This window comes from Sphingobium sp. OAS761 (assembly GCF_024168485.1).
Taxonomy (GTDB): domain Bacteria; phylum Pseudomonadota; class Alphaproteobacteria; order Sphingomonadales; family Sphingomonadaceae; genus Sphingobium.
On sequence record NZ_JALJVY010000004.1, the window covers coordinates 18,962 to 33,219 of the forward strand.

The window sequence follows — 14,258 nt, forward strand, 5'->3', positions numbered from 1 at the left end:
ATTCAGTCTCCTGTGCTGTGGGGAATGGCGAGATCGGTGACGGCGTAGTCGCCATCGGCATCGAGTCCGGTCACTTCAGCGACGCTCTCGACCTTGCGGCCGGTGCCTCTTCCCGAAATGAACACGACGAGGTCGATGGCCTCGGCGATCAGGCGCCGGGGAACGGTGACGACATTTTCCGAAACGAGCTGTTCGATGCGGTAGAGCGCGGAGCGCGCGCTGTTGGCATGGACGGTTGCGATGCCGCCGGGATGGCCGGTGTTCCAGGCCTTGAGCATGTCGAGGGCTTCGCCGCCCCGCACTTCGCCGACGATGATGCGGTCCGGTCGCAGGCGCAGGGTGGAACGCACCAGATCGGCCATGCTGACGACGCCCGACCGGGTTCTGAGCGCCACCGTATCGGGCGCGGCGCACTGCAGCTCGCGCGTATCCTCGATCAGGATCACCCGCTCGTCGAGGGCAGCCATCTCGTTCAAGAGCGCGTTGGCGAGCGTCGTCTTGCCCGACGACGTGCCGCCAGCAACCAGGATGTTCTTGCGCTCGACCACCGCCATCGACAACGCCAAGGCGACTTCGGCGCGCATGATGCCATCGGCGACGTAATCGAGCAGCCGGTGGATGCGGGCGGCAGGCTTTCTGATCGAAAAGCATGGCGCCCTCGCAACCGGCGGCAACAACCCTTCGAACCGCTCGCCGCCTTCGGGCAGTTCGGCAGAGACGATCGGCGAATTGCCATGTACTTCGGCGCGGACATGGGAAGCGACTAGGCGGATGATGCGTTCGGCCTCGGCCGCCTCAAGCCTGTTGCCGGTATCAACCCGGCCTTCTCCCAGACGGTCAAGCCGCAGCACGCCGTCCGGATTGACCATGATCTCGATGACCTGCGCATCGGTTAGTGCCGCCGCGATGGCCGGCCCCATCGCCGTGCGCAGCATTGCACGCCGGCGGCCCTGCGCCTGGATGTTGGCAGTCCCGCTCATGAGGCCACCTCATTGGCTTGTGCCAGCGGCTTCGCGCCCGAAGCCATCTGGCGGCCGATCTGTTCGATGAACCTGTCGAAGCGTTCGCGCCCCACGGCACGCGCGGCGGCATCGGGCTCGGGGATCTGGGCGTTGAGGCAGAATTGCTGATGGACGAAAAGCGACAGGCTTTCGAGCAACACCTGCACGTCGCGGCCAAGGCGGCCGATCTGCAAGCTCATCCGATCAAGCCGGGGGCCGAACCGTTCATCCAGTTCGTTGCTTCCCTGCCGGGTGAGCCAGGCGTCGAGTGCGGCCACCAATATGTCCGAGCGAGCCACGCCCGGCTGTGCGGCCATTTCTTCCAGCCGCTCTGCGAGTCGGGGTTCGAGGAAGAGCTGATAACGGACCTTGTCGCGGTTCAGCATCACCGATCCCCTCCGAAGCTCGGGATCAGGTCGCCGCGATCCGTGCCTTCGTTGACGGCGACGGCGCGTGCGACATTGCTGAGCGTGGTCATGGCGCGCCGATCGGCGGCGGGATCGCCGTCATCATCGTCGCCCGTGGCAACTTCCGGTGCGCGCCCGGTTGGTTTGGCGGACTGCTCTTCGGGAAGGCCGGGATGGCGCTGCTGCTGCAAGCCGCCTTCCCCGTCCTCGCCAAGGCCGTCACCCTCTGCCTCGATCGCCAGCTTCTCGTGCAGGCCGCGCACCTGTCCGCTCCAGTCGTTGGGCCGCGGCGCTGGACGATCGCGCCAGCACCCTTCCGAGAGTTCGGGTGGCGGCATCACGCGCGATGTGAAATTGCGATCTTCGTAATAACGCAGCTTCTTCGCGCGGATCGGGGCCAGCCCCGATACCAGCACCAGTTCGTCGGCGGGTGGCAATTGCATCACCTCGCCTGGCGTCAGCAGCGGGCGGGCGGTCTCCTGCCGCGACACCATGACATGGCTGAGCCAAGGCGCGAGGCGGTGCCCGGCATAGTTGCGCTGCGCACGCAGTTCGGTCGCGGTGCCAAGGGCATCGCTGATCCGCTTGGCTGTGCGCTCGTCGTTGGAACTGAACGCGATGCGGACATGGCAATTGTCTAGGATGGCGTTGTTCTCGCCATAGGCCTTGCTGATCTGATTGAGGCTCTGGGCGATCAGATAGGCACGGATGCCGTAACCCGCCATGAAGGCGAGCGCGGTCTCGAAGAAGTCGAGCCGCCCCAGCGCCGGAAACTCGTCCAGCATCATGAGGAGCTGATGCTTGCGGCTTTTCTTGGGGTCGCCCTCCAGCCGTTCGGTCAGGCGACGGCCGATCTGGTTCAGCACCAACCGGACCAACGGCTTGGTACGGCTGATGTCGGATGGTGGAATGACGAGATAAAGCGATACCGGGGACTTCGCATCGACAAGATCGGCAATGCGCCAGTCACATGAACTGGTGTTCCGCGCCACGATCGGATCGCGGTATAGCCCCAGGAACGACATGGCCGTCGACAGGACGCCGCTGCGCTCGTTCTCCGATTTGTTCAGGACTTCGCGCGCCGCGCTGGCGACGACCGGGTGAACCTGCGGATGTTCTTTCGTCCCGAGATGATTGGTCGCCATCATCCGGCGCAACGTGTGCGCGAACGATCGCTGCGGATCGGACAGAAAGGTGGCGACACGCGCGAGGGTCTTTTCTTCCTCCGCATAGAGAACATGGAGTATCGCGCCGACCAGCAGCGAATGACTGGTCTTTTCCCAATGCGACCGACGCTCCAGCGCACCTTCGGGATCGACCAAGATATCCGCGATGTTCTGGACGTCGCGCACTTCGTCCGGGCCTTGACGCACCTCCAGCAACGGATTGTAGCGCGCCGAACGTGCATCGGTCGGGTTGAACAGCAGGCAATGCGAAAAGCGCGCCCGCCATCCCGCGGTCAGGGTCCAGTTCTCGCCCTTGATGTCGTGGACAACGACGCTGCCGGTCCAGGACAGCAGCGAGGGAACGACAAGCCCAACGCCCTTGCCCGAACGGGTCGGCGCGAAAGCCATGACATGCTCAGGTCCGTCGTGACGGAGATACTCGCTGCCGTGGCGCCCAAGGAACACACCAGCATTGCGAAACAGTCCGGCGCGCGCAATTTCCCAGCGTTTCGCCCAGCGGGAAGAGCCATAGGTGGTGACATTGCGCTTCTGCCGGGCACGCCAGAGCGAGCCGGCGATGGCCGAGGCGCAGCCGAGAAAACCGCTGGCACCGGCCAGTGTTCCCGCCTTGTCGAACACTTCCGGAGCATAGGCCTCGTAATGATACCACCAACGGAAGAGCTGCCAGGGGCGGTAGATCGGCGTGTCGAATGCAATAGTCCACGGTGCGCCGAGCTGCGCCTGATAGCCCAGCATCGAAGCAGCCCATTGAGTAGCCGCCCACAGCCCCAGAATGACAATGGCAAATACGACGAAAATCTGGCCGACGAGCAGCTTGGTTGGGGTCATGCGGGCCTCCTGGCGAACGGCGCAAAAGCGCGCCTCCGACTGTTGGCCCTATTGTCTGTTCATTCTCTGCTACGTGCCATGTGCCCAACCTGCGCTGGCTTACGCTACACGCAGACATTTCGATGGATTCTCGACTAAGAAGCCCCGAGTGCGTCGGACGGAAACACTTGGGAAGCGAATCATTTGGCAACCTGATCAAGTGCAGCAAGGGATGAAGCTGGCTGGATGTCTGACGATGTTATTAGCGGTACCGTCCGTGGCAAGTTTCTCTCAAGAACATTCATTCAGCCGTCTAAACCGGCTTCCTGAAAGCCACTGTCCGTTCATGCAATCAGAACCGATAACAAAGAACTGGTATCAGGTAGCGCCCCCCGAGGCCTTTCTCTAAGAATCGCCGGGCGTCAGTGCTTCGATGAGCCGACGCTGCGACCGTGTCCGCGAGTTTCTTCTCCTCGCTCAAGCGTGAGCGCGTCCGGTGCTGCACCTACAAAACATGCGAGGAAGCAGGACGTGTTCGATTACATCGAGATGTTCTACAGCCCAGTGCGAAGGAGGTCAGGAACATCCAGCATCCCTTAGCTGCGGATCAAACTTGATGTTGCGGAACGCGCAAGCGTATCGTAATGCGACTCGTTCGCAATAATTGCATGCGCAGATTGTCGCAAGAGAAAGGCGAGTTGGTGCCGCGCAGTAAGCTAATAGCCAACCTGGTCGAAGAGCGGCGGGGCGAAATGGTCAAATATGCCGGCGCGGTCAGCGGTGATGATGCCGGCGCAGAAGATCTGGTCCAGGAGGCTTGGCTGCGCTGCGATCAGGCGGCGCAAAACCAGTCCGTCGAAAGGCCCGCGCATCTGTTGTGGCGGATTCTGCGCAACCTTTCCATTGATCGGGGACGCCGAATTGCCCACGAGGGCCGCACCTTAGTCGGCGGTCGGAACGACCCGCAATGGGAGGCCCTGCCCGACGATCAGCCCTCCATAGAGGACATGTTGATTGCGCAAAGTGAGTTGGCAGCTATCCAGCGTGTGCTGAATGGGCTCGAGCCCCGGACCCGTGCCGCTTTCGAGATGCACCGCTTCGAGGGCGCGAAGCTGCGCGAAATTGCCGCCCGTCTTGGCGTTTCCATCACCACCGCGCACGGTCTGGTGGCAACCGCGATGCGCCTGGTTCGGGAAACCGTCCGGCAGGATTGATACTCCCGGATATTCTTCGCCCGAAAAATTCTCCCCTCCGTGCGTCTCTCAGTTAGAGGGACGAGGATTGTTCGTCAGAAATGACGATGAGCTTCGGCCCCAGAGAGGACGACAGGCGAGCTATGATGGGAGTCTCTGACGACGAAGCGCGCCGCGCAGATGACGATGCAGTGGAATGGGTCATCCTTCTCCGCGAGGAACCCAATGACCCTGAAGTCCGCGCCCGGTTCGACGCATGGCTAGCTGCTTCGCCGATCAATGCCAATGCCTGGGCGACGACGGCCCATGCCTATGACCGGGCGGGTGATGCGCGGCCGGTTTTCTCACGTCCGGTAAGAGTTGCTGAAGAGAGGCCAGTTCTACCACATGGGCCAATTCCTAACATGCGCCGCCGCGGAGAAGATCGCCGCCGCGCTTCGATGAACTTCAAGCGCTGGCTGCCGCGATCAGGCACGATGGTGGCTGGTGTGGCGATTGCCTGTCTCGCAATAATCGTCACACCATCGATTTCGCTGCGCGTGGAGGCCGACCATCTGACCGGTACCGCCGAAGTGAACGAAGTGGCGCTCGATGACGGCAGCAAGATCCGCCTCGCGCCGGAAAGTGCCATCGCAGTCACCTATGCCGCCAATCGCCGTCAAATTCGTCTGCTGAAAGGCGAAGCCTGGTTCGATGTGCAGCGTGATCCCGCCCGGCCCTTTTACGTGGATGCGAACGGCATCACTACCACCGTTCTCGGCACCGCGTTCGATGTACGCCTCGATGCCGAGGGCGCAACGACGGAGGTGGCGCGCGGGCAGGTTCGCGTCGCCTATGACCGCGCCGCGCCGCCGGTCTCCGAACAATTGGCGCCCGGCGAGGCTGTGCGCGTTTCGTTCGACGGTACGGTGCAGCGCGATACACGACCGACGGATCAGGTAGCGGCGTGGCGCAACCGCCAGATTGCTGTACGCGATCGTCCAATCACGGACGTGGTCGACGCGCTGCGCCCCTGGTTTGCGGGTGTCATCTTGGTGCGCGGCGATGGTTTTGCGCGCCAGCGCGTGACGGGGATCTACAACGCAGCTGATCCGGTCGAAGCACTGAAAGGCCTGACGCAGGCCTATGGGGGCTCGGTATCGACGGTCACGCCCTGGGTGATCGTCCTGTCCTCCCGTTAGTCCTCCTCACGGGATGAGGGGTCGAGAAATTAGTTATTCATATGAATCAGCTCGATAGCGAGAGAGATTCCAGAAAATCTGCTGCCTTTCGTTCCTTCGCCGGAAAAACGATCAGGGGCGTGCGTCAATTCAGGTGAGAGGCGTTGTTGCGAAGCATTAGCGATATACCTCCATCTCGGATCGGCGCGCAAAGGAGCAGGTTAATGGTATTTGGGGGTAGTTTCGGAAGCAAAAACCCGCAGGCAAGGCGGGCGCGACGTGTCGTGGCCGCAATGTTGATGATCACAAGCAGCCTTGCGGCTGCGGGGACGGCAATCCCGGCCCACGCGCAGCAAGCGACGCGCAGCTTCGATATTCCCGCACAACCCCTCGCAACGGCGCTTGCTGCATTCGGTCAACAGTCGGGTCTGCAAGTCAGCGCGCAGGCGCCATTGATCGAAGGCAGGACATCGAGTGCGGTTCGGGGCACGTTATCTCCGATGCAGGCGCTCAGCCAGCTGCTTGCTGGGACAGGTCTGACCTTCCGAGTGATCGGCTCCACCGTGACACTCGAGCCGGCGCCTCAAACATCGGGCGATGCAATCCAGCTCGGACCGGTGCGGGTGGAAGGTGAAGGCGCCGCGCGGGGCATATTCTCCGCTTCCGCCGCCGGGACTGGCACTACCGCAAACGGATATGTTTCCGAGCAACCGGCTGCGATCGGCCCCTGGGAAGGCCGTAGCCTGCAAGATACACCTTATTCGGTCGCAATCGTTCCCGCCGAACTCATTGAGAATGTGCAGGCGCTCACGCCCGATCAGCTCTATCGGCTAAGTCCGACCGTGCAGCTCAGTTGGCCGCAGTCGCAGAACGACACCCCATCTGTCTATATGCGGGGCTTTTCAATCAATCCGCCGGCCCGGAACGGCCTTCAGGGGGGCATGTATTCCCATGCTGCGACCACCGAGGATGTCGAGCGGATCGAAATTCTCACCGGCTTGTCAGGTTTTCTCTACGGTCCCGGCAACGTCGGCGGGATCATCAACTACATTTCCAAGCGCCCGACTGCCGAGCGCTACAATGCGGTCACGCTGGGCTACGCCGGCGGCAGCAATTTCTATGCGCAGGGCGATTTCGGCGGGCCGATCGATACCGATGGCCGGCTCGGCTACCGGATCAATGCGATTGTCCAGGACGGCGACACCGTCATCGAGGATTATGGTCTGCGCAAATATTTCATCAGCGGCGCGTTCGACTGGAAGCCGACCGAGCGTCTGCTGCTCCAGATCGATGGTTCCTACCGCGACTATCGTTCCCAACGCCAAGCCTATTGGGGGCTTGCCGCCGGCGTAGTCAGGCCATCGGCCGACAGCATCGATCCCAACATCCTGTGGTCTCAAAAATGGGCTTATCAGGATGTCGAGAGCAGCCGCCTCGGCGCTAATCTGCGCTGGGAAGCGACCGACACGATCACCCTGCGGGCTGCCTGGCTCAACCGGCGCGACCTTCGGGAATATGCGTTGCCCATCAATTCCATTCAGGCCGACGGCACCTATAACCAGATCAGCTACCAGACACCCCCGCAGGACGTTCGAGGTCGGGCATGGAACGCCTATGTAGACTTCTCATTCTCGACTGGCATGATCGATCACAAGCTGACGGCTGGCTACCTCACTACGCGCACAACCCGCTATGATCATCAGGATGGCGAGGTCTCCGTAAACACGCTCGTCGGCCAGCCTCTCTCGACGCCGGGTTATGTGCCTGAGCCGGTATGGCCCTCCCACGGGCAACTACCGCGTTTCAACGGACTGATCGGCCGACAGCAAAGCTGGACGATCGGGGACGACATTACCCTGACCGACCAGTTTTCGATTCTGGCGGGGGTGACGCATGCGACGATCTCGCAGGAGCGCCGCTCGGGTCCGACCGCCGCCTGGACGCAGACCTACGAGAAAAGCGCTGTCACGCCCACGGCCTCGCTTATCTACAAGCCAGTGCCAACCATCACCCTCTATACAACCTATATGGAATCGCTCGAACAGGGCGGCGAAGCGGCTGAGCAGTTCGGCGGCTATCCGGTCGTCAACGCACGCGAGGTACTGTCCCCGCTGATGAGCGACCAGATCGAGGCGGGGGTCAAGGCCACGGTTGGCGGCGTGCTCCTGACAGGAGCGCTGTTTCGGATCGACAAGGGCCTCCAATACTACGACGTCACCGACCCGACCCGGCCGATCTATGTTCAGGATGGCCGACAGGTCCATCAGGGCGCCGAGCTGACCGCGACGGGTAGGCTCTCCCCCGATCTGACGCTGATCGGGGGCGTTACGCTGCTTGACGCCAAGGTCAAGGATCAGAAGCAGAATCCGGCACTGGAGGGCAATCGCCCCGCCGGCGTTTCCGAGCACATGATCAAACTCTATGCCGAATATGATATTGCCCCGGTTCCCGGCCTCACACTGACCGGCGGCGTTAGCTATGTCGGTGCGGCCTGGGCGAATGCGACCAATAGCGATCGGCTACCGGGCTATGCCATCGCCGATGCGGGTGTGAGGTATATGGTCGATGCGGGCGGCAAGCCGCTCATGCTCCGGCTCAACATCACCAACATCGCGAACGAGCGCTACTGGATCAACAGCCAGTATCTCGGTGACGCCCGCACCGTACTGGCTTCGGCCAGTATCAAATTCTAGCGCGGCAGCGACGTGGCCGGGAGCATCCGATGAAGGAGGGGTTTCGGCAGTCGATGGCCTGGCTGCACACCTGGACCGGCCTGCTCGTCGGCTGGCTGCTGTTCTTCGTCTTCCTCACGGGCACATTCGGCTATGTGAATGCCGAGGTCAGCCACTGGATGCAGCCGGAGGAGCCGATGATTACGGCGCTTCCTCCTGCCGCTGACCTGCTGACCAAGGCCGAGGCCCGGCTGATCCTACAAGCGGCGGATGCCGAGAGCTGGTCGATCATCCTCCCCGGCGGCCGGGGCAGCCAGGAACTGCAGATACGATGGCGCGAGCGCCCCTCCGCTGGCAGCGCGCGCGGCGAGACCCGGTCCGAAACGCTCGATCTGATGAACGGCAAGCCGGTGGAATACGAGGTCAGGGAGACGGGCGGCGGCTTCACGCTCTACTGGATGCATTTCTTCCTGCATTATGTCCCGCAGGACGTCGGCATACAGATCGTCGGAGCCTGCTCGATGATGATGCTGGTCGCGATCCTGACTGGGATCGTCGCGCACAGGAGGATCTTCCGGGACTTCTTCACATTCCGGCCCGGCAAAGGGCAGCGAAGCTGGCTCGACGCGCACAATCTGCTCGGCGTCACGTCGCTGCCCTTCTTCCTGATGATTACGTGGTCCGGCCTGATCTTCTATATGTTCGCATATCTGCCGGCGGGGTTGAATACGCTCTACCCCGACCGGGCGGCACATGAAGAGTTTCGCGAATATGGCTATGGCATACCGGCCGCCAAACGAGCGCCCGTCGATCACGCGCTTGAACCACCAGCCATTTCAATGTCGCAGCAAGCCCCGCTTGCGCCGCTCGCGCCGATGCTCGCGGATGCAGAGGCCAGATGGGGCGCTGGCAAGGTTGGCGCCTTGATGATCGAACACCCCGGCCGCGTCGGTGCCAGAGTCAGCTTGCAATCGCGCGAGACGCCGACACTCGGCCGGCAAGGGCGCCGTGATACGCCTCTGCTCCATTTCGATGGCGTGACGGGCGGCTCCATCGAGGCCGAGCCCCATCGTGAGATGTGGCCCGGCCGGTTCAATGCGGTGATGCTCGGTCTGCACGAGGCGAGCTTCGCCGGCCCTATTCTCCGATTGCTCTTCGTCGGCGCCGGTCTGGCCGGGACCGCCATGATCGCCACCGGCCTGCTGCTCTGGTCGGCCAAACGCCGGGCAAAGCTGGCAAGGAGCGGCAGACCGCATGCCGGCCTGATCCTTGTCGACACGCTCAATCTCGGTACGATCATCGGCCTACCGATCGGCATTGCCGCCTATTTCTGGGCCAACCGCCTGTTACCGGTCGGGATGGAGGATCGGGCCGCATGGGAGATGCACAGCATCTTCATGGCCTGGGGATGCGCGTTCGTCTTCGCACTCTGGCGGTCGAAGGCGCGTGCCTGGCCTGAATTGTGCTGGTTTGCGGCAGGCGCCTGGGGTCTGATCCCGGTTCTCAATGCGCTTACCACCGATCGACATCTTGGCGCGAGTGTTCGTGGCGGCGACTGGATTCTGGCGGGATTCGATCTGTCGGCCTTCGTCACCGGCCTGTTTTTCGTGCTTCTCGCTCGCAAGGCCGCAAGCGGTACCAGGGTGCAAGCAGAAGGCCGAGTGGACCGTAGGTCAATTGAGGCGGTGGCATGAGCCGCACCGGCCCAAACGCCACACGATGGTCCATCGCCTCGCGCACACTGGCCGCAGCATTGGGCGGCTATGCGCTTACGAGCCTTGCCACGATCACTCTGCCGCTTCTGCTCGAGACCATCGGCGTGGATCGTTCGCAAGCGCTGATCACTACAATGATGGCCGGCTTTCTAATGTATGCCGCGATCATCATGGCTGTCTTCCATGCCCGCAGCGCAATGTCGGCATGGGCGTGGCTTGTAGGTGCTTCCCTGGCATTGGGGATCGTTGTTCTGCTGCTGCCAGGAGCGACTGCATGATGCCGTTCGCCGCTCTCCTGCTGTCGTTCGCAAGCTTTGCGGCATTGGCGTTGTCGATGCCCCAGCATCACCGGGATCTTTTCGGCAATGTGCCCGGGCGGTCGCGGGAGTTGAGGTTGCGGGGAAGTGGTTGGATGTTGCTGACCGCTTCCATCCTTCCGGCGGTCCTCGATCAAGGCATCTCCGTCGGCATCGTGCTCTGGTTCGGGGTCATCACGGTCTCCGCATTGGCGGTGGCTATGCTGCTGACCTACCGGACACGCATCCCTGCACCTGGCTTCCTGCTCTTTAGCAGGAGGGGCGAATGAATCTGATTGACACCGTTGCTCCGCGTTCGGCGGCATCGATCCAACACGATAATTCCGTACAGGCTGCGACACCTCAGGCTGCACCGACGGCCGAGTGGCGATCATCCACCCGTTACGCCGATCAGCCAATGAGCCTTGGAACCCGCCTGTTCGGGATCAGCGGCGTTTCCATGATCGCACTGCTGATTGTCGGCGGATCTCTGTTCACCTGGCGGACCTATACAGCGGCGCCCGCACCTGCCGCGATCAGCGTGTTCGATGTCACTCCGCCCGCGGCTCCTCCAGAGCCTGTGAGTGAGGTGCCGCCCGGACCGGAAGTCGTGGAGAAGCCCATACCCGATCCGGAACTGGCGAAAATCGAACCGCCGGAAATTCAGCTCCGCAATGACAATCCGATTTCTCTGCCGATACCCAGACGGATTCCCGACCCCGGCCCACCCATCGAGAGGTCGACCGCGCCAGAAGCGAAGCCGCTACCGCCTGCGCCGCAAGTCTCCAACGGCCAGCCTACATGGGAAGGGCTTGTATTGGGCGCGCTCAATCAGGTGAAACGCTATCCGGTATACGCGCAGAGCCGCCGCCAGCAGGGTGTTCCCTGGATACGTGTCGTGATCGACCGGGAAGGCAGAGTACTGTCGGTACGGCTAGAACGGTCATCGGGTTTCCGCTCGCTCGATGACGAGGCTGTGAAACTTCCTAACCGGGCGCAGCCGCTGCCCAAACCTCCAACGGAGGTTCAAGGCGCGACAATCGAACTCATCGTGCCGGTGGAATTTTTCATACAATGACTCGCCTAACTTCACGGCGCCTTTGATCGGCGGCGCTCGCCGACATTCCGGTCATTCCCGGCCTAATTTCGCCTCCCTAGAGGCTGCCGTTCGTTCGCCGACCAAATGACCGCAGGGTGGGCCGTCTGCAGTCTGGCCGCTTCGAGGTTACGACGTGGAAGCAGGCATTAGATACCCAGTAGGCTCATACAACAGCTGTATCGAGCCTGCATGGACTCGGTGCTCGGCTAGCGGATTGACGCAGGGCGGCTGAGCTCGGGCCAACCGAGACGAAGCTAGCAGCGAGGCCCCAAGTTCGACGAGCACAGCAAAGGGTGCATCATCACCTTTGCCGCTAGGCTGTCGGCGCGTCTTCCCCCAAGGGTCAGGCGCGAGCACGAACGGAAACGTCGAGTTGACTCGAAATCCTCATAAGTATCGGTTTCAACGACATTTTAGCGAGCCGAGAGCGGTTGGGTAAGTCGCTCGAAACTCGCGATACATATATATATTTTTGAGAATATGTTTGGAATATATGCCACATATGTTGACGTATGCCGGGATTTTAGAGCAGCATAGTCAGCGTATACGAAACATATTTGGGCGATTCGCTTATGGGCGCGGACGAAAAAAAACACGCAAAGTTCCGGGAATTGGCCGAGAAGCGCACCAACAAGGCGCTCGAAGCCGTGCGCCTGATTGGCAACCTCGCGAACCGGCAAACCTATGTTTATGAGGAAGCCGAAGTGCGGAAAATCATGAAGGCGCTGCGGGACGCGGTTTCCGAGGTGGAGGCGCGGTTCGGCAAGACATCGGGCCGCAGCGGCGGTGAGTTCAAGCTGTAAGGCGAAGGATCAATCGTGAGCCACATCAAGCAAGTCACTCCGATCAAGATTGCGGACATCGACTTCACCGTCTCCCGCCAGATTGAGCAGTGCCCGAAGACCATGATGCTGCGGGAACTGGCGATGAATGCCATTGAGGCCGCCGCGAAAGCGCCTGCCGGACGGCGGATCGTGGAGATCAAGGGCAAGGCGATCTCCGAGTGTGGCGATACTCGCAAGCTCACGATCTGGAACACCGGGCCCGGCATGAGCAGCACTGAGCTTGACCATATCTGCGATCTGGCGGCGTCACTTGGCAAGGACATGGCGCTGGAGGGCAATTTCGGCATGGGGGCGAAGGTCGCTTCGCTTCCATCCAACACCCTCGGTATGCGCTATCGGTCATGCCGGAATGGCGTGGTCAGCCAAGTGGTGCTCGGGAAGCGCGAAGGCATCTACGGCAAGGTCTGGATTCCGATCGAGGACTCGTTCGAGGAAGTTGTCGACGTGACCGAGCAGGTTGCGCAAGAGTTAGAATATCGGCTCGACGAGGATTGGACCGAGGTGGTCCTGTACGGCAACCGGCCCGATCAGGACACGGTGGCCGATCCCTATGATGGCGACCCGAAGCAGGACCGTCAGTGGATCACGACCTACCTCTATCACCGCTTCTACAGCCTCCCCGAAGGTGTCGAGCTGAACTTGCATGAAGGAACTCATCCCCGAGACGGTCGGCGGCAGTTCAAACCGATCCCGGAACGCGCAGATGCATTCGGTCGCGTTGAGGCTGTTGATGTTGGCGACGGTATCCGCATTCACTACCTATACGACCCGGCCTATCAGGACGGTGGGCACAACAAGTCGATTTCGGGTTCTCTGACTTCATCGGTGAGCACGACTGCCATCGTGTTCCGCGATGAAATGTACGATGTCCGCAAGGGCCGGAAGTGGGCGGCGGATGCCCCGGCGTTCGGTATCCCGTTCGGCGCTCGCCATATCTCCGTCCACGTCGAGCTGCCCGATAACTTCCCAGTTCGGCACGAACCGTATCGCCGCTTCGTCCAACTTGCCGGCGGAGATCAGCGCCAGGTGGTCGTTGAGGATTTCGCCGAGCTTGTGTTCCGCAACCGGCCCGAGTGGCTGATCGAGATCATCAACTCGCTGGCCCCCAAGTCATCTGCGTCCACTGACGACCTACGGAAGGAGTTGCAAGACCTGCTCAACCAGCTTCGCGTCAAGACCAAGAGTCCGCGCGAGGCGCCGGAAGGTCTTCACCTTGTTGACGATGGCGGGGCAAGGGGCGCCCGACCTGACCACAAGGACGGCTCCGGCGGTGACAGTGATAGGACGCCCATCAGTCCTACTGACCTGATCTTCAATCCCGGCGGTGCCAAACGCGCCGACATCTCAAAGAACTTGGAACAGGCACCCGAGATCATTCCTCTGCGCGACCCCGACCAGGTGGAAGAGAAGGGCATTACCGGGAAGGCGGCGCGGTATGTACGGGAGACGAATCAGCTTTTCGTCAACCTGACTTATTCGGCAGTCGGGGCGGCGCAGGAAGACCTTAGCCTGCGGTATGCGACCTACGAGGAACCCGAGATCGTTCGCGAGTTAGCGCGCCAGTGGGCTGAACGTCTGGTCATGGGGAGGGTCGGTTACGCGGTCGTGTACGCCCAAGCCAAGCAGCTCATCCGCGAATGGACTTCCGACGATGTGAAGAAGGCGCTCGAACCCGAGAGTTTGAGCTTGGCTGCCGATGGGTGGCGAGATGCGGTTAGTACCGCGTACCGGAGCATCAGCCGAAGGCTGGGTGCGGCGAAGGTGGACGAGAACGACGATGCGGAAGCAACCTGGGCGTGATCTCTGCTTGGTATCCGTTCAAGGGAGTGTGCTGGTGGCTTGCGGCCATGACTATGAGCCATCACGAGCCGCGTCA

At 61.6% G+C, this 14,258-nt stretch carries 12 protein-coding genes and 1 pseudogene; 10 read left to right on the forward strand and 3 right to left on the reverse strand.

Annotated features, from left to right (window positions below):
- Nucleotides 1-2: 2 nt before the first annotated feature.
- From trbB to J3E64_RS06300, 3 genes are read right to left on the reverse strand one after another with little or no spacing between them, the layout of a single operon-like run.
- Nucleotides 3-980 carry a P-type conjugative transfer ATPase TrbB gene (gene trbB / locus J3E64_RS06290; RefSeq protein WP_253341082.1) on the reverse strand — a complete coding sequence of 326 codons (978 nt, stop codon included), beginning with the start codon at nucleotides 978-980 and terminating at the stop codon, nucleotides 3-5.
- A complete protein-coding gene (locus J3E64_RS06295) occupies nucleotides 977-1,387 on the reverse strand; it encodes a CopG family transcriptional regulator (RefSeq protein ID WP_253341084.1) in 411 nt (136 codons plus the stop codon). The genes trbB and J3E64_RS06295 overlap by 4 nt, the downstream gene beginning before the upstream one ends.
- Nucleotides 1,387-3,423, reverse strand: coding sequence for a conjugal transfer protein TraG (locus tag J3E64_RS06300; RefSeq protein WP_253341086.1), 2,037 nt, complete (start codon nucleotides 3,421-3,423; stop codon nucleotides 1,387-1,389). Before J3E64_RS06300 ends, J3E64_RS06295 begins: the two co-directional genes overlap by 1 nt.
- A 397-nt stretch (nucleotides 3,424-3,820) precedes the next feature.
- On the opposite strand from J3E64_RS06300, the pseudogene J3E64_RS06305 reads away from it, so the two are divergent.
- From J3E64_RS06305 to J3E64_RS06350, 10 genes and pseudogenes are all read left to right on the forward strand, one after another.
- Nucleotides 3,821-3,975 (forward strand): annotated as a pseudogene (locus J3E64_RS06305) (IS3 family transposase); the annotation flags it as partial.
- A gap of 95 nt (nucleotides 3,976-4,070) precedes the next feature.
- Entirely contained in the window at nucleotides 4,071-4,616 is a 546-nt protein-coding gene (locus J3E64_RS06310) for an RNA polymerase sigma factor (protein WP_253341094.1), read from the forward strand.
- A gap of 80 nt (nucleotides 4,617-4,696) precedes the next feature.
- Nucleotides 4,697-5,776: a FecR domain-containing protein gene (locus J3E64_RS06315; protein WP_253341096.1), complete on the forward strand. Its 1,080-nt coding sequence runs from the start codon at nucleotides 4,697-4,699 to the stop codon at nucleotides 5,774-5,776.
- A gap of 278 nt (nucleotides 5,777-6,054) precedes the next feature.
- Complete coding sequence (locus J3E64_RS06320) at nucleotides 6,055-8,448, forward strand: TonB-dependent receptor (RefSeq protein ID WP_253341098.1); 2,394 nt, start codon at nucleotides 6,055-6,057, stop codon at nucleotides 8,446-8,448.
- Nucleotides 8,449-8,477: 29 nt separating this feature from the next.
- Nucleotides 8,478-10,121 (forward strand): PepSY domain-containing protein, encoded by a 1,644-nt coding sequence (locus J3E64_RS06325; protein ID WP_253341100.1) that lies wholly within the window; start codon nucleotides 8,478-8,480, stop codon nucleotides 10,119-10,121.
- Entirely contained in the window at nucleotides 10,118-10,420 is a 303-nt protein-coding gene (locus tag J3E64_RS06330; RefSeq protein ID WP_253341102.1) for a hypothetical protein, read from the forward strand. The genes J3E64_RS06325 and J3E64_RS06330 overlap by 4 nt, the downstream gene beginning before the upstream one ends.
- Nucleotides 10,417-10,728 carry a DUF3325 domain-containing protein gene (locus J3E64_RS06335; protein ID WP_253341104.1) on the forward strand — a complete coding sequence of 104 codons (312 nt, stop codon included), beginning with the start codon at nucleotides 10,417-10,419 and terminating at the stop codon, nucleotides 10,726-10,728. The genes J3E64_RS06330 and J3E64_RS06335 overlap by 4 nt, the downstream gene beginning before the upstream one ends.
- On the forward strand, nucleotides 10,725-11,516 hold the full coding sequence (locus J3E64_RS06340; RefSeq protein ID WP_253341106.1) for an energy transducer TonB: 792 nt from the start codon (nucleotides 10,725-10,727) through the stop codon (nucleotides 11,514-11,516). The genes J3E64_RS06335 and J3E64_RS06340 overlap by 4 nt, the downstream gene beginning before the upstream one ends.
- Nucleotides 11,517-12,109: 593 nt before the next feature.
- Complete coding sequence (locus J3E64_RS06345) at nucleotides 12,110-12,340, forward strand: hypothetical protein (protein WP_253341108.1); 231 nt, start codon at nucleotides 12,110-12,112, stop codon at nucleotides 12,338-12,340.
- A 15-nt stretch (nucleotides 12,341-12,355) separates the two neighbouring features.
- Nucleotides 12,356-14,182, forward strand: a complete 1,827-nt coding sequence (locus J3E64_RS06350) for a hypothetical protein (protein WP_253341110.1) — start codon at nucleotides 12,356-12,358, stop codon at nucleotides 14,180-14,182.
- The last annotated feature ends 76 nt before the right edge of the window (nucleotides 14,183-14,258 follow it).